Genomic DNA, 21,785 nt, shown 5'->3' on the forward strand with positions numbered 1-21,785 from the left:
GCTGCAGCCGTTGCCCGGGCTGGCGGAAAAATCAGTAACTGAAGAACAGAGGGATAAGCCAGAGCGCCGAGATCGAGTTCATGGCGAAAAAGCGGACTGCTGCGCCGCCGGCCAGCGGTGGGGTGGAACAGCGGGCACAAAAAATCACCAGCGAGGAGATGAGAAGATTCATGCCGGACGTCAGGGCCAGCAGAAATAATATCGCCACGGCGGCGCCAAGCGCGGCATAGCCATTCTGATGATGACGCTGGTTGTCCCAGAGCAACAAAATCAACAGCAACCACGGATAGAGGGCGACCGCGGCGGTAATGAGGTTGATATGTCTGATCAGCCAGTTCGGTTGGGTTTCCATTCGTTAAGCGATCCTTGCAGGGCGGGTGGTGGCCGTGGCGCCAGTCGATATCCTGTCGACAGCCAGTAGCATATCGGTGAGCCAGCGAGAAAGATATGGTCTGCGTGGAAACCAGGAATTTAGCCCTCGTGCCGCACGTCAGATCGGCGCGAAGAGGGGGATACCGGCCGGGGTTAACGTGATGAGCGTCGCGCTATCCTCGGCCGTTAGAAAGGGGGGAGAAAGAGCTAAGCGAGGTCGGCCATCAGCACCTTCGACCGGCGCTGATAGTTATACATCTGCTTTTTACTCTCCGGCAGCAGGTCGATATCCACCGGCGTGAAGCCGCGCTCCTGGAACCAGTGAATGCTGCGGGTGGTTAACACGAACAGCTTGCTCAGGCCCATCTGTCTGGCCTGGGCGGCAATACGCTCCAGCAGCACCTCTCCCCGCGACGAGCTCCGGTAATCCGGATGCACCGCCACGCAGGCCATTTCGCCGATCTTCTCTTCCGGGAAAGGATAGAGGGCGGCGCAGGCGATGGTGGTGTTATCGCGCTGAATAATGGTGAACTTGTCGATCTCCATCTCCAGCTGTTCGCGGGAGCGGCGCACCAGGATGCCCTGCTGCTCCAGCGGGCTTATCAGCTCAAGAATACCGCCGATATCGTTGATGGTCGCCCGACGGATCTGCTCCGCGCTCTCCATGACGATCTGGGTGCCGATGCCGTCGCGTGAGAACAGCTCCTGCAGCAGCGCGCCATTTTCCTGATAGCTGATCAGGTGGCAGCGCCGCACGCCGCTGCGGCAGGCCTTCACCGCCCCGCGCAGGAAGCGCACGGTGCCAGAGTTATAATCTTCGTCCGCTTCCAGCTCTTCGACGCGGGCCTGCGCTTCATTGGGGAACAGTTCAGAGACAATTTCCCCGGCCTGGTTGTAAACCCCTTGCGACGAACAGAAGCCGATCATTTTCTCCGCCTTCAGCTTGATGGCCAGCTGGGTGGCGATCTCCTCCGAAGTCAGGTTAAAGCTCTCGCCGGTGACCGACACCGCGACCGGCCCCATCAGGACAATGGCGCCGCTGTCGAGCTGGCGATGAATCGCCTCTTCGTCAATGCGGCGAATGCGCCCGCTGTGGCAATAATCGACGCCGTCATCGACGCCCAGCGGCTGGGCGATGATAAAGTTGCCGCTGACGACATTGATATGGGCCCCCTGCAGCGGGGTGTTGTTGAGGCTCATCGACAGGCGGGCGGTGATCTCCAGCTGCAGCATCCCCGCCGCCTGCTTAACCAGCTCCAGCGTTTTGGCGTCAGTCACTCGCGTCTGCTTGTGATAGACCGGCTCGTGGTGGTGCTCGGCGAGATTAGCGTCAATCTGCGGGCGGGCGCCATAGACCACCACCAGGCGAATGCCCAGGCTATGCAGTAGTCCTATGTCATTGACAATATTTGAGAAATTTTCATGCTCAATGGCTTCACCGCCCAGCATGATGACAAACGTTTTTCCCCGATGGGCATTTATATAGGGAACAGAATGGCGGAATCCTTCTACCAGTTCAGTGCGACGTTCCTTCACCATGACAAACCCTCAATGCATGATTATTCGTAATTATTGTATTTTTATTCTGTTTTGCCGTTAAACGCAAGCCCCAATTTGAGGCTAAGCCACGAAAAACATGTGACCCGGCGCAGGGTGTCAATGAATGTTTACCCTTTTATAGATGACAGGTTATATGCCTTTCGTTAAAGTTTCTGGTCAATCTGTTTGTTTTGGGTATAAATGCGTTTTTATTGCTTGGGAGTGGCATGTCGGGAAACAACTCTGGATTAAGCCGTCGCCGTCTGCTGCAGGGCGCGGGCGCCATGTGGTTAATGAGCGTGAGCCCCGTTGGGCTGGCCGCCGCCGCGCGGGTGGTCGCTGTTCGCGTCTGGCCAGCATCGACCTACACGCGCGTCACGGTGGAATCGAATCATGTGCTGAAATACCGGCAGTTTGCCCTCAGTAATCCGGAACGGGTGGTGGTGGATCTGGAAGGGGTTAATCTCAACTCGGTGCTGAAAGGCATGGGGGGGCAGATCCGCGATGACGATCCCTTTATTAAGTCCGCCCGCGTGGGCCAGTTTGATCCGCAAACCGTGCGCATGGTCTTCGAGCTCAAGCAGAACGTTAAGCCGCAGCTGTTTGCCCTCGCGCCGGTAGCTGGCTTTAAAGAGCGTCTGGTGATGGATCTCTACCCCGCCAACGCCACCGATGTTCAGGATCCGCTACTGGCGCTGCTCGAGGATTACAACAAAGGCGATCTGGAGCGACAGGTGCCGCCGGCGCAAAGCGGGCCGCAGCCGGGCAAAGCCGGGCGCGACCGGCCGATTGTCATCATGCTCGATCCCGGCCACGGTGGCGAAGACTCTGGCGCCGTGGGCAAGTATCGCACCCGCGAGAAAGACGTGGTGCTGCAAATTGCCCGCCGCCTGCGGGCGCTAATCGACAAAGAAGGCAATATGAAGGCCTATATGACCCGCAACGAAGACGTGTTTATCCCGTTGAAGGTGCGTGTCGCCAAGGCGCAGAAGCAGCGCGCCGACCTGTTCGTTTCGATTCACGCCGACGCCTTTACCAGCCGCCAGCCCAGCGGCTCCTCGGTGTTTGCGCTCTCCACCAAGGGGGCCACCAGTACCGCGGCAAAATATCTCGCCCAGACGCAGAACGCCTCGGATCTGATCGGTGGGGTCAGCAAGAGCGGCGATCGCTATGTCGACCACACCATGTTCGATATGGTGCAGTCCCTCACCATCGCCGACAGCCTCAAATTTGGTAAGGCAGTGCTGGAGAAAATGGGCAATATCAATAACCTGCACAAGAACCGGGTAGAGCAGGCGGGCTTTGCGGTGCTGAAGGCGCCGGATATCCCCTCCATTCTGGTGGAGACGGCGTTTATCAGTAACGTGGAAGAGGAGCGGAAGCTGAAAACGGCCAAATTCCAGCAGCAGGTGGCCGAGTCGATCCTCGCCGGGATTAAAGCCTACTTCGCCGACGGTGCGACGCTGGCCCGCCGCGGATAACCACACAGGAAAGGGACATGGCCTTACTGAAAAGCGCCCATGGCGGCAATATCCGCGAGGCCGCCGCCCTGCTGGGCATTGCGCCCGGCGAACTGCTGGACTTTAGCGCCAACATCAATCCGCTGGGAATGCCCGCCTCGCTCAGGCAGGCGATCGTCGACAATCCCGGCTGCGCCGAGCGCTACCCTGACGTTGAGTATCAACAGCTGCATCAGGCGCTGGCAGCCCACCATCGGCTGCCGGCGGCGCATATCCTCGCCGGCAACGGCGAAACTGAATCGATCTTCACCCTTGTCCACGGCCTTAAGCCGCGGCGGGCGATGATCGTCATTCCCGGATTCGCAGAGTACCGGCGCGCGCTGCAGACTGTGGACTGCGAGGTGGTGGAGTATGCCCTGCAGGAGCGCGATGGCTGGCAGCTGACCGACGGGATCCTCAATGCTCTCACGCCGGCGCTGGACTGCCTGTTTCTCTGCACCCCGAACAACCCCACTGGTCTGCTGCCGGAGCGTGGCCTGCTGGAAGCCATTGCGCAACGCTGTCGGGCGCTGAATATCAGCCTGATCCTCGATGAAGCCTTCCTCGACTTTATTCCCGATCAGCCGGGGTTTATTCCCCTGTTGGCGCAGTATCCGCACGTTTGGGTTCTGCGCTCGCTGACCAAATTTTATGCTATTCCGGGGCTGCGTCTAGGCTACCTGCTCAACGCTGACGCCCGGGCGGTGGCCCGGCTGCGCGAGCGACAAATGCCATGGTCAATCAATGCCTATGCCGCTCTGGCAGGGGAGATCATTCTTCAGGACCGGGCGTATCAGCGGGCCACCTGGCAGTGGCTGCAGGAGGAGGGAGCGCGTTTCTACGCGCAGCTTCAGGAGATGGCCGGGCTGACCGTGTGGCCCGGGCGCGCCAACTACCTGTTCTTGCGCTGTGACAGACCCGATCTTGACCTGCAATACGCCCTGCTGCGCCAGCACGTGTTGATCCGCAGCTGCGCCAACTACCCGGGGCTGGATAGCCGCTATTTCCGGGTGGCGATCCGCAGCGCCGGCGAAAACGACCAGCTGCTGGCGGCGCTGCGCCGGGCGCTGGCCTGAGCCCTACTGCAGGGTGACGCCCCCCGGCACCATCGCCAGCAGATGCTGTTGCGGCCAGTGGGCGGCGATGCCGCGCTCTGCCAGCCGCCATTGCAAAAAATCCACGTCATGACGACGGCGGTCCAGCAGCAGGCCGACGACGCTGCCGCTGTGCGCCACGTTGAGGCCATACAATCCTGCGCTTTCCACCAGCTCCAGCAGCGCGTCAAACCCCGGCTTGGGCAACAGCTGCTGGCTGGCGATGGCGCTAATAGTGGCCGCTTCGCCCAGCAGCTGCGGGCTGCCATGCTGGCAGGCCTGCTGCACTTTCTCCCACGCCAGCTGCAGCCGGGAGGCGTTAGCCAGCAGACCCGCCTCGCGCGGCAGCTGATGGTAGTCGGTGGTACGCAGCGTCAGCGGGCTCTCCAGCACTAACAGGTCGAGCGCCGGTGGCGCAGGGCAGGCGATTTGGGTAGCGGCGGTATTATGATCGAACAGCGTCAGTTGGTGGAACAGGGTGCTGTCGGTGGGCTCCAGCGCGACGCACAGACGCGCCAGCGTCGGCTCATCCAGCGCGTGGCCCAGATGATGGGCGGTGGCCACCGCGGTGGCGGCGATATCGGCGGTGCTGCTGGCCATCCCTTTGGCTACCGGGATCGTCGAGTGCAGGGTGATGCGGATCTGCTGACTCAGCGCCGCCGGGTAGCCCCAGTGGGCCAGCAGTTGGTCGACCATCGCCCGCGACAGCGGCCGCTCATCGTTGCGCGGTTTGCCGGTCTCGACCTCGACGGTGCTGTACCAGTCCACCGGGCAGGAGACCAGCTTCTCGCTGCCGAGGATCCAGCCCTGGATAAGTTCTCCGCATGAGGCGGGACATTGTGCAACGGCCACGTTTTCACCTTTCCGCTTACCTTCGCCAGGGCGCATAGTGGCACGGCGACCCGCCGGTTACCATGATTCTCCGCAAAGGGGAGATGCGTCGTTTAGGCTGGTACCGCCAGCTCGCGCGCCTGCGGCAGCGCCAGGCGCATCACATCGCGGGCGATCATCAGCTCTTCATTGGTATTGATCACCGCCACTTTGACCATCGCATTTTCGGCCTGAATAAAGGTGGCGTTGTGCTGGTTTTTCTCTTCATCGACCGAGAGCCCGAGGAAATTCAGGTTATGGCAGATGGCGCTCCTGGCTCGGGCGGAGTTTTCGCCGATGCCGCCGGTAAAGATCAGCGCGTCCAGGCCGCCCATCTGCATAATATAGCTGCCGATAGTGGCGCGAATGCGCTCAGCAAACAGCGAGAGCGCCAGGGCTGCCTGACGATTACCGCTGTCCGCCGCCTGCTCGACATCGCGATAATCGTGCGAGACGCCGGAAACGCCCAGCAGGCCGGACTCGTTATTCAGCAGCTGATTCAGCTGCTCCGGCGTTTTACCCTCATGCAGCGCCAGCCACGGTAGAATCGACGGATCGATATCGCCGCTGCGGGTGCCCATCATCACCCCAGACTGCGGCGTAAAGCCCATTGAAGTGTTAACCGAGCGCCCGCCTTTGATTGCGCAAACGCTGCTGCCGTTGCCGAGATGACAGCACACTACGCGCAGAGCGCTCAATGGTACGCCCAGCTTTTCCGCCAGCGTCGCGCTGACGTACTTATGGCTGGTGCCGTGGAAGCCGTAACGGCGAATGCCCAGCTCGCTGTAGTAGCGCCACGGCAGCGGATAGATAAAGGCGCGCTCATCCAGCGTCTGGTGAAAAGCGGTATCAAACACCGCCACCGACGGCGCGTCGGGCAGCAGCTGGCGGAACACTTTGATGCCTAAGGCATTTACCGGGTTATGCAGCGGGGCCAGCTCTGCCAGGCGCTCGATTTCCGCTAAGGTTTCATCGGTGACCGGCGTTGAATCCTTAAAGCGCTCCCCGCCGTGCGCCACGCGGTGGCCGACGCCATCGATATCCTGCAAGCTCTGGATAATCCGATGGTTGAGGAGCTTTTCAAGCAGCAGGGTGACGGCTTCACGGTGATCGGCGATCGGCGCCGTCTCCTGCCATTTCTGCTCCGGCGTTTTGAGAGTCACCTGGGCGTTTGCCATGCCGATACGTTCGATTAATCCCTGGCAGAGCATGTCGCCCTGCGGCATCTCCAGCAGCTGGAATTTTAACGATGAACTGCCGGCGTTAATGGCCATGATTTTGTAAGACATCATAAAGGTTCCTTCGAATTCAGAAAATCCAGCACGGCGTCGAGACCTGAATTATTCAGCGCGCTGGTAACAAAAATCTGCCGGGCGCCAGCCTGCTTAAGCCACTCTCCGATAAGCGAGATACGCTGCGGGTCAGCGAGGTCAGCTTTGGTGACCAGGCCGATGGTCGGGCGATTCATCGGGACGGTAAACCCCGGAGAAAACGGCGACCACTGGGCATCGGCATTCAGCACCAGCGCGATAACGTCGGCCTCGCAGGCGCTGGTTAACAGGGCGCTATAAAGGCAGCGGTTCTCCAGATATTCGCCCGGCGTGTCGATGGCCATTGGCGACCACTCAATAGCCTGGGTTTTCTTGTAATGGAGCGCTTCACCTCGCAGACCCTGGGTGAGCGAGGTTTTCCCACACTGGCTGGGACCGATAAGCATCAGACGTTTCATCGCGTTACGTCCGGGTGATAGTGCAGGTTGTAAACTGCATCATTTCACCCAGCGTGCGCGTCACCTGCTTGAGGGCATACTCGACGGCGGAAACGTCGCCGGTCAGCACCACGGCGCCGGTAAAGCGGTCAAGAAAACCAATTTCTACTGCGCCGGATTTAGTGGCGATATCGCAGGCGATAATCGACGCCTCGCTGGGCGTAATGGTGAGGATGCCAATGGCGGATACCGCATCCTGCAGGCCCAGCTTCTTAAAGAGATCTTTCCCTGGATTGGCAATCAGGTGCGCGAGGGTCACCTGTTTTCCGGGAACATATTCCTGAATCATGCGATCCGTTGTTGGCTGCCTTTCCATCATCCCTCCACCATCTGTCGCCACATCGCTTCATGCGGGCGCGGGATCACCGAGCGGTAAACCAGCAGCCCTTTTTCGCCCGCGCTTTCGCTGGCAACCGTCACCGCGTTGTTGACATCAGAAACGTCGCCCGCCACCACCATGTAGCATTTACCGCCGATGCCGAAGGCCATATGCACCCGCACCAGGGTGACGTTTGAGCCTTTTACCGCCCGGTCAGCGGCGCTGATGCAGGCCGCCACGCTCCAGGTTTCGACGATACCTACCGCCTGGCGCTTATCGACGATATTCAGGCCGCTGATGGCCGGAAGGTCGCTGGGATGAATATTCGCCAGCACCAGGCTGTCGACGAGCATTTCGCCGGCCTGCGAAGTGCCGGTTTCAATGGCCTGCTGGACAGCGCCGATATCGCCGCCGAGCATCAGCAAAAACTTCCCCGGACAGATGGTCTTACTGACCAGCAGATTGACGTTGGCGCTTTTCAGCATCGCATCGCCGAGTTCCATCCCTTTGGCAATGCTGGTGAGTTCTAAAATTCCTATAGCCTGAGACATGGTTAACCTCTTACCACCGTGATGGCCTGTTCGCTGATGGTCGTAACAACGCCATCAATGCTGGCGTGAACCGGCGCGCCTAATGCACCTGCCGGAATATCGGCAACGCATTGTCCGCGCGTTACGCGCTCCCCAACCGCAACGTTGGGCACCGCGCCGGCGCCGATATGCTGGCGCAGCTGCAAAGTCACTTTTTCTACTGATGGTTGGTCTTCAACCAGCGGCGCCTCCTGGTACCAGGGGCTTAATCCCAGTTTGGCGATCAATCGCTTCACCGGTACGAGGCGGTATTTCGCCATTTCGTCGGCAGGATACAGCGGCCCTTCATAGCGCTGGTTTTGCGCGCGCAGCTCGCGTTTCAGCATGCGGTTGATGCGCATCGGCGAAATGCCGACCGGGCAGGCCACGCTTTCGCAGACGTTGCACTCCGAGCAGGTGAGGGCGCTAAGCAGCAGCTGCGGCGTAGCGGCCTGATGAAAGTTCACTGCCCGCACCAGCAGGTGCGGAGAGAGTTCGTGGCCGATCAGATGCCGTGGGCAGAGATCGGTACACAGCCGGCACTGCTCGCAGACGGTGCGAGCCACGGAAAGCACCGTGCGTTCGTCCTGCATTCTCCGCTGAATAAGCGGATGGCTTTTCGGCAGCACCAGCAGGCCGCCGGTGGTTTTGGTCACCGGGTTATCGAGAGAGGTGATCAGGCCGCCCATCATCGGACCGCCGTTAATAAAACCGGGGTCATCGACCGTCGCGCCGCCCGCCAGCGCCAGTACTTCGCGCAGCGGCATGCCGATGGGGACCGTGACGGTCAGCGGTCGGGCGACCGCGCCGTTAACGGTCAGCGTGCGGCGGGTCACCGCAAACTGCTGCTCAACCGCACGGGCAATATTGAGGACCGTTTGCACGTTATTGACCACCACGCCGACGCTGGCCGGCAGCGCGGCGGGCGCGACCCGGCGACCGGTTGCCAGCCAGATGGTCAGCACTTCATCGCCCGCGGGATAGACATCCGGCAGAATATGCAGACGGATACCGGCAGGCAGCAGCGGGGTAAGGGCGTCGATAGCCCGGCGGTATTTTTCTTTCAGGGCAATGACCCCTTCGCGCGCGCCGGTCGCCGTCATGGCGTACTGCACGCCGCGCACAAGGCGAGCAGCCTGCTGCCACATCAGCTGTTGGTCAACTTTGAGCATCGGTTCGCACTCGGCGGCGTTGACCAGAAAAATCTCTACCTGCGCCTGTAGCTTAACGTGGGCGGGAAACCCCGCTCCGCCCGCGCCGACGACGCCCGCTGCGCGCACGCGCTCGCGGATTTCATCGGCGCTATGGGTTATTTCAACCGCGTTGACCGCGCTATTCATAGCAGTTCCTCCAGCAGTTCGCGAATTTCCCCGGCGCTAGCCGGGCGCGGGTTGGTGCGTAGCGTGACGTCCGCCAGCGCGGCCTGCACCATTGCCGGAATACGCGCGGAAAAGTCGGATCTTCCTTCTTTAAGCGCAACGGCCAGTGAAGGCAGCGCACAGCTCTGCTTGAGTCGTTCGATCTGCTGAATCAGCGCATTGATCGCTGTGACGTCGTTGGCCTCTGCCGGGCAAAAGCCGCAGGCTTTGGCCAGCCGCGCATAGCGTTTGCCAGCGCGGGGAACAGCGGCGTTAAAGCGGATAACCGTGGTTAACAGCAGCGCGTTTGCCAGGCCATGCGGCAGATGAAACTGCCCGCCAAGCTGGTGGGCAATAGCGTGATTAAGCCCCAGTCCCGCCTGGCTGAAGGCCATCCCGGCGAGGGTTGAGGCGTTATGCATTTTCCCGCGCGTCGCCACGCAGTCGCCTTTTTCTACCGCCGTGGGCAGATACTGGAACACCAGTTTGGCGGCTTTTTCCGCCAGCGCGTCGGTAAAGTCGCTGGCGTGCGGCGAAACCCACGCCTCCAGCGCATGGGTCAGCACGTCCATACCGGTGTTGGCCGTAATCTGCGGCGGTACGCTGACCACCAGCTCCGGGTCCAGGATCGCCATATCCGGATACAGCGCATTGTTGAACATTGGATACTTAATGCCTTTATCCGGGTCGCTAATTACGCAGGCGCTGGTCACTTCCGAGCCGGTGCCGCTGGTGGTTGGTATGGCCACGCAGGTTTCGATGTTGATGCCGCTCTGCTGGCTGAACCAGACGATAGCTTTCGCCGCGTCCATTGCCGAACCGCCGCCGAAGCCGATGACCACCTGCGGACGCAGGGCCTGCATTTGCGCAATCCCCTGCACCACGGTATGGATAGTAGGGTCCGGCGTTATCTCGCTAAAGACGCTGATGCGGTTATCTGCGGGCAACGCGTTACGCAGGGTATCCAGCAGCGGCGAGCGCGCCAGAAAGCCATCGCAGATTATCCAGATGTGCTTATTGGTAAAGCGCTTGAGCACCGCCAGACTGCCATGACCGCTGTACAACCGCGTTTGTAGTGAGAAAGTATTCATCGCGACCTCGGTTAGCGGATGGAAAAGCCGTTGGTCAGCACGCAGCGCCGGGAGCGGGCAAAGGTGCGCGCCGACGTTGTCCCTTCACCGGTTGGTGTGGCAATGGTAAAGGTGGTAAAACCTTCGCCGCCGACGCCGATCCCGGCATAAGAGGGGCCGTTTTTGACGAAAATCGAGGTTTGCAGGGTGCGGGCCGCAAGGTTCAGGCGCGATACGTTCTGCGAGTGCATAATCGCGGTATGATGCAGACCCTCTTCAACCTTCAGCGCCAGCGCCAGCGCGCTATCGAAATCGCGGACTTTCACCACCGGCAGCATCGGCATCAGCTGTTCGCTGGTGACCCACGGGTCGTCGGCATTGACGATGGCAATCAGTAGACGCGGCGCTTTTGCCGGAACGGCGATCCCGGCGGCTTCCAGCATGGCCGATGGGCTTTTGCCGACCAGCTTTTTATTCGCCTGGCCTTCAGGCAGACAGGTGGCGCGAAGTTTGTCGGTATCGGCTGGACTGAGCAGCAGTGCGCCGAAGGTTTGCATTTGTTGCACCAGCCGTTCAGCCACGCTCTCCACGACAATCAGGCTCTTCTCGGCAATGCAGGGCAGGTTGTAATCGAAGGAGGCGCCGTTGATGATATCTTCCGCCGCTTTTACCAGATCCGCCGTTTCATCAACGATACAGGGCGGGTTGCCCGCGCCAGCGCCAATGACTTTCTTACCGCTCTTCATGCCCATCGCCACAATGCCCGGGCCGCCGGTAATGGCCAGAACCGCAATGCGCGGATGGGCCATCATCTGCTGGGTGGCTTCAAACGTCGGTTCCGCCACGGTGACCACCAGATTGCGGATGCCGCAGCAGCGGAAGGCAATCTCCTCTATCAGGCTGATGAGCTTGAGAGAGACCTTTTTCGCCCCCGGATGCGGACTAAAGTAGACGCTGTTGCCTGCCGCCAGCATGCTGATGCTGTTGTTGATGATGGTTTCCGTCGGGTTGGTGCTTGGCGCGACGGACCCGATAACGCCAAATGGTGAGTATTCAAAGAGCACCATGCCGCCGTCGCCGGTCAACGCGGTGGTGGTGAGATCTTCTACGCCCGGCGTGTTGTCGAGCGCGGCCTTGTTTTTCAGGAATTTATCTTCTTTGTTGCCCATCCCCGTTTCATTGGCGCTCTCTTCCGCCAGGCTCGCCAGCAGCGGCGTCAGCTCCTGACGTATTGCGCTGATGATGGCGCTGCGGGTTTTTAGCGGGCACTGCTGATAACGTAAGAACGCCTGGTGCGCGGCGTCGATGGCCTCGCTGACGGACTGGAAAATCCCTTTGCCCTGTGGCTGGGCCGGCGTTTGCGCTGGCGTGGTTAATTGCTCGCTAAGAATAGTGCGAATCAGGGTTTCGAGTTCAGAAGTATTCATTGATGTGTTCCCACGTTAATGGCCGCAATGGCGGTCTGTGCGATATCCATGTCCTGTTCAACGCTGCCGCCGCTGATGCCAAGACCCCCAATTAATAAGCCGTCGCGCCACAGGGCGTAACCGCCGCCAAAGGTGACCACTTTTCCCTGTAAATGCGTTTCCAGACCGTAAAGCGCCGCGCCCGGCTGAACGACATCGCTCAGCTCATGGGTCGCCGTTTTCATCGCCACCGCGGTCCAGGCCTTTTTCGGCGCCAGTTCGCTGCTGACCAGCAGGGCGTCCGGCATCCGCCAGGTGACGGTTTCCGTACCGTGGGCATCAACGATGCTAATCACCACCGGCACCTGAAGCTGCTGCGCGCGCTCAACCGCGGCGCGGGTGAGCTGGTGCAGATCGTGGAATGAGAGTGCCACGGGCGTCGTCTCCTTGCTGTGGCTCGGCTGGCTGGCGGCCAGATAGCGCCTGCTAACCTCACGAATAATATTGTTCTGGTGCGCATCGCTATCTTCCGCGCGGGCCAGGGCGTACAGGCAATCTGATAAGCGGTTGATGTAGCGCATCAGCACCTGGCGTACGTTGACTTCCGCCGCCAGCTCAACCAGACGGCGTTCGGCGCGGCGGGCCAGCGTGCGGGCAAAATGCAGGCGGCTCGCGGCTTCGCAGCGGCCGGGTAAAATAAAGCTATGCAGCGGTTCGACGCGGGCCATGGCCCGATCGATGGCGGCTTCCAGGGCGGAAATCTCTTCGCTGCTGATGTAGCGCTGTTTGGGCGACGGCTGCTCGCTGTCGCTGGCCAGTTCTGCGCTAAACCAGAATATTTGCTGCTGGATGGCTTCGAGCAGGGCGCGGTGATTTTCATCCGCGGCGGCGCAGGCGCACAGGCTCAGCGCGGCGTTCAGTTCGTCCAGCGTGCCGTAGGCTTCAACCCGCGGGTGGGTTTTACTCACCCGCTGGCCGGTAAAGAGTGAGGTGGTGCCAGCGTCGCCCGTTCGGGTATAAATCGCCATATTCGCTCCTTAACGTGAAAGCGTATCGACAATGCCGACAACGGCGAGGTCGATGGCCTCGTTTGGCCCGGAAAAAACGTGTCTGGCGCTGGAGCCGCCGCTGAGCAAGACCAGCTCGCCGATCCCCGCGCCGACGGAATCGACGGCGACTTCATCGCCGGAGGTGGGGGAGGCGGGGAGTTCGCCATCGGCGCTGACCCGCCGCACCAGCAGCAGCTTTTTGCCGATCAGGGAAGGCGATTTTTGCGTGGAGACAACCGCGCCCGTGACTCGTGCCAGATGCATGATTTACTCCTGCTTAATGAATTGAATATGCCGCGCCTGTGCCGCTTCGCGCGCCAGCGCGGTCACGATGCATTTGCGGTGGATAACCAGACGCCCCTGGCCCAGCTGCGCGACGTCGCGATAGCTCAGCACTGAACCTGCATGCAGGATCAGCGGCCGTCCGCGCTCGTCGGTGAATATCACCGGCAGGCGCGCCAGTTTTTTGAGCGGGATAACCGGCAGCAGCTGGCTGTGCAGGGTGAGCTGCACGCGGATGCCGAAAGCCAGCGCCTCGTGAATTTTCCGCGCCGCGGCATCGTCGGTTTCCGCATCCGCAAGCTGAGCCAGCAGCGGCAGGTCAACGAGCAGGATGCGCAGCGAGGCGTGCTGACAGAACAGCGCTGGACAGTCGGCATCACGGAGCTGCGCAACGCTCAGCGTCGCCGTGCTATGGGCGCGACGCTGCAGCCTGGAGACGATTTCCTCCACAATGCGCTGCAAAACTGCGCCGTTCATCGCGGGCCTACCAGCCGGGCAAAGGCCTGCGGGTTATCTGCACCGGCGGCGTTGGCTTCATCGGTATCAATGTGCATTTCGAGGCGCATGTCCGGTGACACGCGAATCGCCACGTTGTTGAAAATCAGCCCGCGCTCGTCGCCTTCAATGGCCACGGAGACCCTGTCGCCATGAGAAACCCGCAGGATAAGCGCATCGAGCGGCGACATATGGATATGCCGCTGCGCGACGATAACCCCGGAAGGTAACTCCAGTTCGCCAAAAGGGCTGACCAGGCGGATACCCGGCGTCCCCTTCAGGTTGCCGGACATCCTCAGCGGCGCCGCAATTCCCAGGGTTCTGGCATCGGTACGCGAAATTTCCACCTGGCTTACCGAGCGCAGCGGGCCGAGCAGACGCACATTTTTGAGCTGCCCCTTCGGCCCTACCAGGGTGACGGTTTGCTCCGCGGCGAATTGTCCCGGCTGCAACAGCGCTTTTTTCTCGCTGATGGGATGACCGGGAAACAGCCTTTCATAATCCTGTGCGGACAGGTGGATATGACGGTTTGAGACGCCCAGCGGAATAGGCCGCTGGCGCATCTCATCAAGGACTTTACTGACCGTTGATTGCAGAAGTTCTTTATTCATTACGCTTCACCTCGCTTGCCGGGATGAATGCAAAGCGAACGAGGCTCGCCCTTCTGGCGCGGACATTTCGGATCCAGGCACAGGTTGCAGCTGACCAGTTCTGGTTCCTGCGGGACCTCTTCTGCTGGCGCTTCAGAAGCGACATCAGCCGCATCTGACTCTTCAGGTTCAGATTTTATGACGGAGGGGGGAGGGGTCTCTGCTGGCAGGATCCCTTCTCCGGGTCTGGCGATAACCTTATGGGCCACCAGACCATTTCGCTGTTCGGCAAATTGTGCACCGGTGGTGATAGCCGCCTGTACGGAAGCCACATCACCGGTAATTTTAATGACCATCCAGCCTGAACCATTGGTCTTTTCGAGGGCGACCAGCGTGATAGAAGCGGATTTCGCCATGATATCGGCGCAGCTAATAGCCAGTGCCAGACCACAAACTTCAAGTAATCCCAGTGATTGCTTCACGCGGTGCTCCTTATTCGCCATCAATCAGGCTGATTTCGGTAAAATGGCCTCAACGTCGCTGTGCGGACGCGGGATCACGTGGCAGGATTTCACTTCACCCACCACGCTTGCCGCCGCGCTGCCCGCATCCACTGCCGCTTTAACCGCGCCGACATCACCGCGAACCATGACGGTCACCAGGCCGGAGCCAATTTTTTCGTAGCCGACCAACTGTACGTTGGCGGATTTCACCATGGCGTCGGCAGCTTCAATGGCGCCTACTAACCCTTTTGTTTCAACCAGTCCCAGTGCGTTATTCATACTGCAGTTCTCCTGTTGCTTAGCTATTCAGATCCCGGAAAGGGATCCCTTTGACCAGCCGTGCCGCGTTATTACCGGTATTGCGATGGGCCTGACTGTCCTGATGATGCATCAGCGTAAAAAGCGGCGCCGATGCGGGTAAATTCTTGTAGTGCACGACCAGCGTATGGCGATCGCAGGCGATGCCCACCAGCAGCGGCGAGCTGTGCGCCGCCTGCCAGGCGCTGTCCACGACATCCCCGGCCGGGTGATGCTGGAGCAGGAAAGGAATGCCTTCCTCTTCGATACCCAGCAGCACTTCGCGCCACAAGCCATCGCAGCCGTCGATGGCGGCGATCACAATAGCCGGGGCGCTGTGATTACTGTCCATGTGCAAACTCCTTATGCCAGGAGAGAATCAGCCCGGTAGCTACCGCGTTTCTGGGGCCTTCGCTGCCGCGAATATTTCCCCGCCCGGCCACCAGCCGGTAGTGCGCCAGCGCATCGGTGACCAGCTGAGGGATCTCAAAATCGAGGGACGAGCCGCCCACCAGCACCACGAAGGGGATATCGCGAATGTTGCCGGTCGGGCTGACCTGGCGCAGCGCGCGCAGGGCGTTGGTGACAAAGACGCGCTCTTTGGCGCTGCGGCGAATGGCGCGCACTTTTTCCAGCGCTAAGTCGCCGGGAAGCGGCACCAGTTCGTCCGGTTTCACCACGCAGACGCGGGCGAATACGGCGGGGGGCAGCGGCGTGGAGAAGAACTGCACGCTGCCGTCCTCGTGGCGCAAATGGAACAGGCTTTCGACCTTAGCCAGCGGGCATTTCTTGATCTCTTCCGCCAGGTAGCGATCCTCCAGCCCCAGCTCGCGGGCAATGATCATGGTGACCATATCGCCAGCTCCGGCGAGGTGAGCGGCGATGATTTCGCCTTTGGGGTTGATGATGGAGGCATCGGTGGAGCCTGCGCCGAGGTCGAGGATCGCCAGCGGACGCGTGGTGCCGGGGGTGGTCAGCGCGCCGAGAATGGCGGCTTCGGCCTCTGCGCCGCCGATCTGCACGTCGATATTGAGCTTCTGCTTGATCTCGCGGGCAATCATCGCCATCTGCAAACGGTCAGATTTCACCATGGAGGCGATGCCCACGGCCTGCTCCAGCGAGAACTCCCCGGCAAGACCGCCGGTGACGCTCACCGGAACCGAGGTGTCAACGGCCAGCAGATCCTGAATAAAAATCTCGCTGCTGGGCTTGTTGGTCAGCTCGGCCATGGTCTGGCGCACGTGTTCCAGCATGCCGCCGATATTGGTCCCCGACTCGCCGGTGACGTTATCGAGTTTGCCGCAGCCGTCGACCGCTTTCATGATGGCTTCGGCGCCGGCGGCGACATCCACGCGCACGCTCCGGCCCTGGGCCAGCAGCTCAATGTTACCGGCGGGTATCGCGCGCGCTTTGACGTCACCGGATGGCGTTTTGACCACCACGGCGGAACGGTTGCCAATCAGCGCTCGCGCCATCGGGACGATGTTTTTCGTCTCCTCGGCGTTGAGGTGGAATACGGTGGCGATGCCGTAGGGGTTAGAGAGCGTTTCGATGACCTTCCCCGGGACGGCGACCTCAATTGCCGCCAGCATCCCCAGCGGAATGCGGTCGATGTACAGCACTTCGTCAACGATCGGCAGCGGTTTTTCCAGCCGGTTGCTGACCAGCACGCCATCGTCACGTTGCAAAATGACGCCGGTAATCTGATATCCGGCGCGCAGGGAAGCGTTAATCACGCTGGCGATATCGGCAAAGTCAAACGCCGACGACACCACCAGGATATAGGGCGCGTCCGCCGGGCGGGTTAACAGCTCCTGCGGCGTAATGGTGATGCCCACGCCAAGCCCCGCGCCGCCGGGCGTTTTCGGGTTATGGCCGATCATGGTTGATTCGGTGATGATGGTTTCGGTAATGGTTTCCATCGCCACATCGCCAATCACCGGCGTCGCTTCGTTAATGCGGATGAGCGAAATATCGCTGACACAGATCCCCGCGCGCTTTGCGACCAGCGCGAGGGCCTCCTGAATGCCGAACACGTTACGCAACGTGCCTTTGATCCCGGTGGTTTCCGCCAGCGCGCTGTGCGTAATCGTCAGCGCGCCAGCTTCATTCAGGGTCGCCAGGGCGACTTCCGTCGATGAGTTGCCGATATCAATGCCAGCTATATATCGCATCACATGCCCCTGTAATTAATCGTCGCCCTTGAGTTTTTTACGCTCGACGTACAGCGTTGCCGCTTCGCGAACGAAAGCGGCGCAGATCTTCGCCTGGTAGCGGCTTTCGAGATCGTCGGCGATCGTCAGCAGCTCCTCTTTCGTCGAGCGATAGGGGCGGAGGGCGTTGTAGATTTCAAGAATGCGATCGTCCGGTACCGCGGTCAGTTCGGCGGCGCGTTCGAAGTTCATCGCCAACCGGTCGCGGCCCGCGTCCCTGGCGATAGAAGCCTGTAAGCGCAGCGTTTCCGGGGTAATACGCATATCCTGAGCGGTAACGTTGTTGCTCAGCACGTTTTCCAGCGTAAAGTCGTCCAGCGTTTTATTGGTGGCGGTTTTCACCCATTCCGGGTGCTTATTCGCCAGCGGGTAGTCGCTGACCTTTGCGCTACGGGGCGCGCCGCCAGCCGCCGGAGCCGCCGCTGGCGCCTCGCCCTGCAGGCTGTTCATACGGCTTAATACGTCGCGCACCATCGATTCAATTGCGTCGGTATTCATGGAGTTATCCTTTATCAAAGCGCCACGCGCAGTTCCTGCGGGTTTTTGCCCGTCACCACGTACTTGGTCTCTTTAATGTGCAAAATGGCCGATTTCGCCTGGTATTTTGGCCGCGCCATCTGGTCGTTCAGCGTCGGGACCGGCTGCGGCGATTCGCGTTTCGCATAGCGGGCGGCGTTTTTACCAATCTGGCGGTAGGTTTCCAGGGTCAGCAGCGGCGCCTGGGGGAACAGCTCCAGGTTAGAGAGCGGCGGCAGCCCCTGCTGGTGAATCACCGTGGTGCCTTTTGACTGGATGCCGATAGAGATGCCGGAACCGCTCAGGCGGTTGCCTTCAACGGCGACGAAGGCCACGTCGGAGGATTTAAAGCAGCGAATCACGCGCGCCTTAATGCCTTCTTCTTCAATACCGGCAATCACTTCGCGCAAAATGCTCTTATGCGGTATGCCGACGATATTGACGGTCTGCGCCAGGCCGAAAGCCGGGCCGACGGCGATAATCACTTCGTCCTGCTGCGTGCCCTGACGCGCTTCGCCCACTTCCGTCAGGAAGCCGTCGGCAGCAGGCGCGGTTGCCTGCGGCGCAGTCGAGGCCGCCGGCGCATGAAACGAGACCGGTTTATCGCTGCCCTTCATTTCGCTAAGCACTTCTTCAATTATCTGGCGCAGCAATTTTTCATTAATTTCCATTTCTCACCCCTTAATCAATCTCGTTGGGATCAAGAGCGCCAGGGATGTTTTTAATCTCTTCCCAGCGTTCGCCCTGCAGGCGATAGCCCGTTGCCGGACCGGCATAATCGTTAACGTCGTTGACGGCTGATAGCACTTGTCCGTCGCCGACGATGATTGCGGAGGTATGCAGATAGTCCCCGGTCAGCTTGGCTTTCTGGATGTTGAGCATGTCCTGGGCCACGTCGGTGAACCCGCCCTGCGCCAGCGCTTTCACCACTTCCAGTCCGTTGCGGTTTTTATTGATGATCTCCTGGGCGAACTTGATGTCTTCGACGATGTTGCGCTCCGGCATATCTTTCGAACCGTGGGCGTAGGTCGCGGCTTCCACTTCTTCATCGGTAATCGGCGGCAGCCCCATTCCGGCAAACACGGCCTGCAGCGCGCGGGCGGCTTTGTTACGGATGGCGATAACATCTTCTTCGCGAACCGGACGCAGACCGCCGTCGACCTTCAGGTCGCGCTGGATAACGTTGTAGTCGTCAAAGTCTTCGGCATCTTCGTTGGAACCGGCGAACATGTTGTCGTAGTTCGGCACCGCGGAATAACCGGAGGAGATAAAGTCGGTTCCCGGCAGGAACTGCATCAGCAGGCGCGCGGTACGACGCATATCGGAGTGGGTGAAGGTCTGGTCGTTACTGGAGGCGCACTCCAGATCCAGCGACGAACAGATCAGGTTTTCCGCCAGCACCGCGCGAATGCCTGACGGCACCGCAGACGGTACGCCGATGCAGCTTACCGAGCCGTTTTGCAGCCCCTGCACGCCAGCGGCTTTGGTGATGTAGATGCAGCGCGCTTCCAGATACAGCATGGATTTGCCTTCGGCGTAGCCCATTTGTACTTCCGAGCCGGAGCCGGAGGTGAAGCGCATTTTCAGGCCGCGGGAGGCGTAGGACGAAGCTAAGAAACCTTTCGACCATGGCGTATCGTCACCGTCGGTGAAGACCGGCTCGGTACCGTAGACGGAAATGGTTTCGGCGTAGCAGGTGTGGCCCAGCATGCCAAGCTTCAGTTCGGTCGCTTCTTCCAGCGAGCACTGGGTTAGCACGCCCGGACGGCCTACCTGCGAGCCGACCAGCAGCGCGATGGCGTTAAACGGCGCATAGCGCGCGACTGCAACCGTGGTTTCCTGTTCGTCAAATCCGCGCCATGCGCCTTCGGCGGCGTCGGCGGCAATCTGTACCGGGTTATCTTTGACGTTGGTGACGTGCGCCTGCTGGGACGGGGTGCGGCGGGCGCGCATTTTCTGCATCGCCATCATCATCTCAACGACGTTCATATGCGAAACCACTTCGACAATTTTTGCCGGCGTCATCGCGGTGGTCAGCGGGACGATTTCGCTACGCTTGACGTTCGGATCGCAGAGCATATTGGCCAGTTTGACCGAATCCATCGCCATCACTTCTTCGGCGCGATTCAGGTTGATACCGTAGCGGGCGATAAAGTGGTCGATCAGGTCAAAATCGCTCACCGGTTTCCCGTCCAGCTCGGTCACCGCGCCGTTAACGATTTTTATCGACGGTTTCGGATCGTTCGGGCTTTCCATCGCGATAAAGCCTTCTTCGATCCACTCCTTAACGAAGCCGTCCTGATTCACAGGGCGTTTCGCCAGTGCTTCAAATCTTTTCGATCTCATGAATCAGCCTCGCGGGTATCAGATGTAGGAGGGGCGATCGTTTTTCGGTTCAGCACCGAGGGTCGCAAGGACGGTTTTACCGATTTCGCGCGCGGAGGTGACTGCCTGGCGGACCGCGCCGGAGTCGCCGGAAATCACCAGGATGGCTTCGTTACTGAAGCTTGTGCCGTGCGCCGGAGAGCTATACGCCACGACTTCTACGTTGGCTGACTTCAGGGCGGTATCGGCCATCAGCACGCCAACGGAGGCCGGTGCGCCGACGATAATGCCGCAGGCGCGGCCAATCGGCGCGCCGAAGGCTTTTTCCAGGGCGTAGCTGGCGCGGGCGGTGTACTGCAGCTCGATATGTCCGGCTTCATTGCCGTAAACATCGCCAAAGGTGCGGTCGAGCTCTTTCAGCGCGACTTCGATACCGCGCTTAACATCGGAAACGTCGTTGCCGCCTAAAATAATCAGCGAACCGTGGCCCGCGCCGCCTTTGGTATCACGCGGAAGCTCAATGCTGACCACTTCGGTGTTGGTGGCTTTCACCGCTTCGTCCGCCGCCATAATGTGCGGGCCTGCGCCGGTGCGGGCGCCGAGAATGCCGATGGAGCGATAGCGTTTTTCAAGCTTCATCGCGTCCAGCAGGGCGGTATCGACGTTGGCGATCACCAGGCCCAGGGTGTCGCCAATGGCGGTCCCGACAAATTCCGTTAAACTGCAGCTTTTTTCTGCCATAGCTGTCTCTCGTATTGGATGGTTTTCAGTAGGGATGGCCTGCTGTTCCGGCGTTGCCACACGGGCAATCACCTGAGCCATGATCTGTTCAACCAGCTCATTGCTGCTCATTGGCTAATTCCCTTCGGTAAGATTTTTTCTACATCGGTGTGAGGGCGTGGGATGACGTGTACGGCTTTCACTTCTCCCACGTTACGTGCGGCGGCGGCACCGGCATCGGTGGCCGCTTTCACCGCGCCAACGTCGCCGCGCACGATGACGGTGACCAGCCCGGAGCCAATCTTTTCATAGCCCACTAACATCACATTGGCTGACTTAACCATTGCATCAGCGGCCTCTATGGCTGCGGTTAAGCCTTTGGTTTCTACCATTCCTAGTGCTTCTTGTTGCATAAAGACCTCGCATGGAGTGTTCCGATAGTGGGGACTATAAGAAGATGCGAGGAAAAAGAATGGCTGACTTCAATGTGATGGTGAAAAAATAGTGGGTATTGGATAATATAAAATTGTCTTTTATTTATTTAAGTGTTTGATGTTAATTAATATTTTTATTTGTGTTGATGTGATTATCTTGTTTTGTATATTCCATATTTACAAATTTGTTCATGACGATTTCAATTTTATCTGCTATGCGCGAGAAACTGATTTGTGATGTTTGTTGGAAAACGATGAGCTGGTTTTAGCAATATTTTTGCATGCCATGGTGGTGGCATAATGGCGAAAGCCGCGCGTGAGCAATGCAATTCTGCGTTATTTAATGACAATAATTTGTTATTGATGCCCGAATTTTCCGGAGGCTGCCGTCAGCAGGTTGCCAACAATTTGCGGACGGGAGTTCATATAGTGGTGCCCGTTGTACTCTACTGCCAGCAGGATGTTGGCTGGTCAGGACACGAACTCTGCTAAGAAGG

At 59.6% G+C, this 21,785-nt stretch carries 25 protein-coding genes; 2 read left to right on the forward strand and 23 right to left on the reverse strand.

What is annotated here, in order from left to right:
• Positions 1-31: 31 nt before the first annotated feature.
• Together MKS11_RS02240 and argA are read right to left on the reverse strand one after the other, a co-directional pair.
• Entirely contained in the window at positions 32-352 is a 321-nt protein-coding gene (locus MKS11_RS02240) for a hypothetical protein (RefSeq protein ID WP_053809986.1), read from the reverse strand.
• A gap of 227 nt (positions 353-579) precedes the next feature.
• Positions 580-1,911, reverse strand: coding sequence for an amino-acid N-acetyltransferase (gene argA, locus MKS11_RS02245; RefSeq protein WP_004149616.1), 1,332 nt, complete (start codon positions 1,909-1,911; stop codon positions 580-582).
• Between the two features lie 227 nt (positions 1,912-2,138).
• Between argA and amiC the strand changes: the two genes are divergently transcribed.
• Positions 2,139-3,392, forward strand: a complete 1,254-nt coding sequence (gene amiC / locus MKS11_RS02250) for an N-acetylmuramoyl-L-alanine amidase AmiC (RefSeq protein ID WP_017899228.1) — start codon at positions 2,139-2,141, stop codon at positions 3,390-3,392.
• A gap of 17 nt (positions 3,393-3,409) precedes the next feature.
• Entirely contained in the window at positions 3,410-4,486 is a 1,077-nt protein-coding gene (cobD, locus tag MKS11_RS02255) for a threonine-phosphate decarboxylase CobD (RefSeq protein ID WP_043520857.1), read from the forward strand.
• Between the two features lie 3 nt (positions 4,487-4,489).
• On the opposite strand, the gene MKS11_RS02260 is transcribed toward cobD, so the two are convergent.
• From MKS11_RS02260 to pduA, 21 genes are all read right to left on the reverse strand, one after another.
• Positions 4,490-5,356: an L-threonine kinase gene (locus MKS11_RS02260; RefSeq protein WP_065696839.1), complete on the reverse strand. Its 867-nt coding sequence runs from the start codon at positions 5,354-5,356 to the stop codon at positions 4,490-4,492.
• 92 nt (positions 5,357-5,448) lie between these two features.
• Positions 5,449-6,663, reverse strand: coding sequence for an acetate/propionate family kinase (locus tag MKS11_RS02265; protein ID WP_004205466.1), 1,215 nt, complete (start codon positions 6,661-6,663; stop codon positions 5,449-5,451).
• Positions 6,663-7,103, reverse strand: a complete 441-nt coding sequence (gene pduV, locus MKS11_RS02270) for a propanediol utilization protein PduV (RefSeq protein WP_004205468.1) — start codon at positions 7,101-7,103, stop codon at positions 6,663-6,665. Before pduV ends, MKS11_RS02265 begins: the two co-directional genes overlap by 1 nt.
• Before the next feature lie 4 nt (positions 7,104-7,107).
• Positions 7,108-7,458 carry a propanediol utilization microcompartment protein PduU gene (pduU, locus tag MKS11_RS02275; RefSeq protein ID WP_004205469.1) on the reverse strand — a complete coding sequence of 117 codons (351 nt, stop codon included), beginning with the start codon at positions 7,456-7,458 and terminating at the stop codon, positions 7,108-7,110.
• On the reverse strand, positions 7,458-8,012 hold the full coding sequence (gene pduT, locus MKS11_RS02280) for a propanediol utilization microcompartment protein PduT (RefSeq protein ID WP_284109363.1): 555 nt from the start codon (positions 8,010-8,012) through the stop codon (positions 7,458-7,460). The genes pduU and pduT overlap by 1 nt, the downstream gene beginning before the upstream one ends.
• Before the next feature lie 2 nt (positions 8,013-8,014).
• Positions 8,015-9,370 (reverse strand): cobalamin reductase PduS, encoded by a 1,356-nt coding sequence (gene pduS / locus MKS11_RS02285; RefSeq protein ID WP_087770901.1) that lies wholly within the window; start codon positions 9,368-9,370, stop codon positions 8,015-8,017.
• Complete coding sequence (pduQ, locus tag MKS11_RS02290) at positions 9,367-10,479, reverse strand: 1-propanol dehydrogenase PduQ (protein ID WP_087770900.1); 1,113 nt, start codon at positions 10,477-10,479, stop codon at positions 9,367-9,369. Before pduQ ends, pduS begins: the two co-directional genes overlap by 4 nt.
• Positions 10,480-10,490: 11 nt before the next feature.
• Positions 10,491-11,885: a CoA-acylating propionaldehyde dehydrogenase PduP gene (gene pduP / locus MKS11_RS02295; protein ID WP_087770899.1), complete on the reverse strand. Its 1,395-nt coding sequence runs from the start codon at positions 11,883-11,885 to the stop codon at positions 10,491-10,493.
• Positions 11,882-12,892, reverse strand: coding sequence for a two-domain cob(I)yrinic acid a,c-diamide adenosyltransferase PduO (pduO, locus tag MKS11_RS02300; protein WP_048295513.1), 1,011 nt, complete (start codon positions 12,890-12,892; stop codon positions 11,882-11,884). The genes pduP and pduO overlap by 4 nt, the downstream gene beginning before the upstream one ends.
• A gap of 9 nt (positions 12,893-12,901) precedes the next feature.
• Positions 12,902-13,177: a propanediol utilization microcompartment protein PduN gene (gene pduN / locus MKS11_RS02305; RefSeq protein ID WP_000549823.1), complete on the reverse strand. Its 276-nt coding sequence runs from the start codon at positions 13,175-13,177 to the stop codon at positions 12,902-12,904.
• A gap of 3 nt (positions 13,178-13,180) precedes the next feature.
• Complete coding sequence (gene pduM / locus MKS11_RS02310) at positions 13,181-13,672, reverse strand: microcompartment protein PduM (RefSeq protein WP_043520838.1); 492 nt, start codon at positions 13,670-13,672, stop codon at positions 13,181-13,183.
• Positions 13,669-14,301, reverse strand: a complete 633-nt coding sequence (locus tag MKS11_RS02315; RefSeq protein ID WP_087770898.1) for a phosphate propanoyltransferase — start codon at positions 14,299-14,301, stop codon at positions 13,669-13,671. Before MKS11_RS02315 ends, pduM begins: the two co-directional genes overlap by 4 nt.
• Positions 14,301-14,783, reverse strand: coding sequence for a BMC domain-containing protein (locus tag MKS11_RS02320; RefSeq protein WP_087770972.1), 483 nt, complete (start codon positions 14,781-14,783; stop codon positions 14,301-14,303). The genes MKS11_RS02315 and MKS11_RS02320 overlap by 1 nt, the downstream gene beginning before the upstream one ends.
• Before the next feature lie 3 nt (positions 14,784-14,786).
• The gene (pduJ, locus tag MKS11_RS02325) at positions 14,787-15,062 is read right to left on the reverse strand and encodes a propanediol utilization microcompartment protein PduJ (protein ID WP_001057755.1); all 276 of its coding nucleotides are present in this window, start codon (positions 15,060-15,062) and stop codon (positions 14,787-14,789) included.
• A gap of 19 nt (positions 15,063-15,081) precedes the next feature.
• Positions 15,082-15,432, reverse strand: coding sequence for a propanediol dehydratase reactivase beta subunit PduH (pduH, locus tag MKS11_RS02330; protein WP_087770897.1), 351 nt, complete (start codon positions 15,430-15,432; stop codon positions 15,082-15,084).
• Positions 15,422-17,254, reverse strand: a complete 1,833-nt coding sequence (pduG, locus tag MKS11_RS02335) for a propanediol dehydratase reactivase alpha subunit PduG (protein WP_284109364.1) — start codon at positions 17,252-17,254, stop codon at positions 15,422-15,424. Before pduG ends, pduH begins: the two co-directional genes overlap by 11 nt.
• 15 nt (positions 17,255-17,269) lie before the next feature.
• Positions 17,270-17,791: a propanediol dehydratase small subunit PduE gene (pduE, locus tag MKS11_RS02340; RefSeq protein WP_043520826.1), complete on the reverse strand. Its 522-nt coding sequence runs from the start codon at positions 17,789-17,791 to the stop codon at positions 17,270-17,272.
• A gap of 14 nt (positions 17,792-17,805) precedes the next feature.
• Positions 17,806-18,480 carry a propanediol dehydratase medium subunit PduD gene (gene pduD / locus MKS11_RS02345; RefSeq protein WP_043520824.1) on the reverse strand — a complete coding sequence of 225 codons (675 nt, stop codon included), beginning with the start codon at positions 18,478-18,480 and terminating at the stop codon, positions 17,806-17,808.
• Between the two features lie 10 nt (positions 18,481-18,490).
• Positions 18,491-20,155 (reverse strand): propanediol dehydratase large subunit PduC, encoded by a 1,665-nt coding sequence (gene pduC / locus MKS11_RS02350; RefSeq protein WP_004105132.1) that lies wholly within the window; start codon positions 20,153-20,155, stop codon positions 18,491-18,493.
• Between the two features lie 18 nt (positions 20,156-20,173).
• Positions 20,174-20,986: a propanediol utilization microcompartment protein PduB gene (gene pduB / locus MKS11_RS02355; RefSeq protein WP_004205485.1), complete on the reverse strand. Its 813-nt coding sequence runs from the start codon at positions 20,984-20,986 to the stop codon at positions 20,174-20,176.
• On the reverse strand, positions 20,983-21,267 hold the full coding sequence (gene pduA, locus MKS11_RS02360) for a propanediol utilization microcompartment protein PduA (protein WP_001183618.1): 285 nt from the start codon (positions 21,265-21,267) through the stop codon (positions 20,983-20,985). Before pduA ends, pduB begins: the two co-directional genes overlap by 4 nt.
• Positions 21,268-21,785: the final 518 nt, after the last annotated feature.

This window comes from Klebsiella sp. K5-45 (assembly GCF_030128605.1).
GTDB lineage: Bacteria > Pseudomonadota > Gammaproteobacteria > Enterobacterales > Enterobacteriaceae > Klebsiella > Klebsiella quasipneumoniae.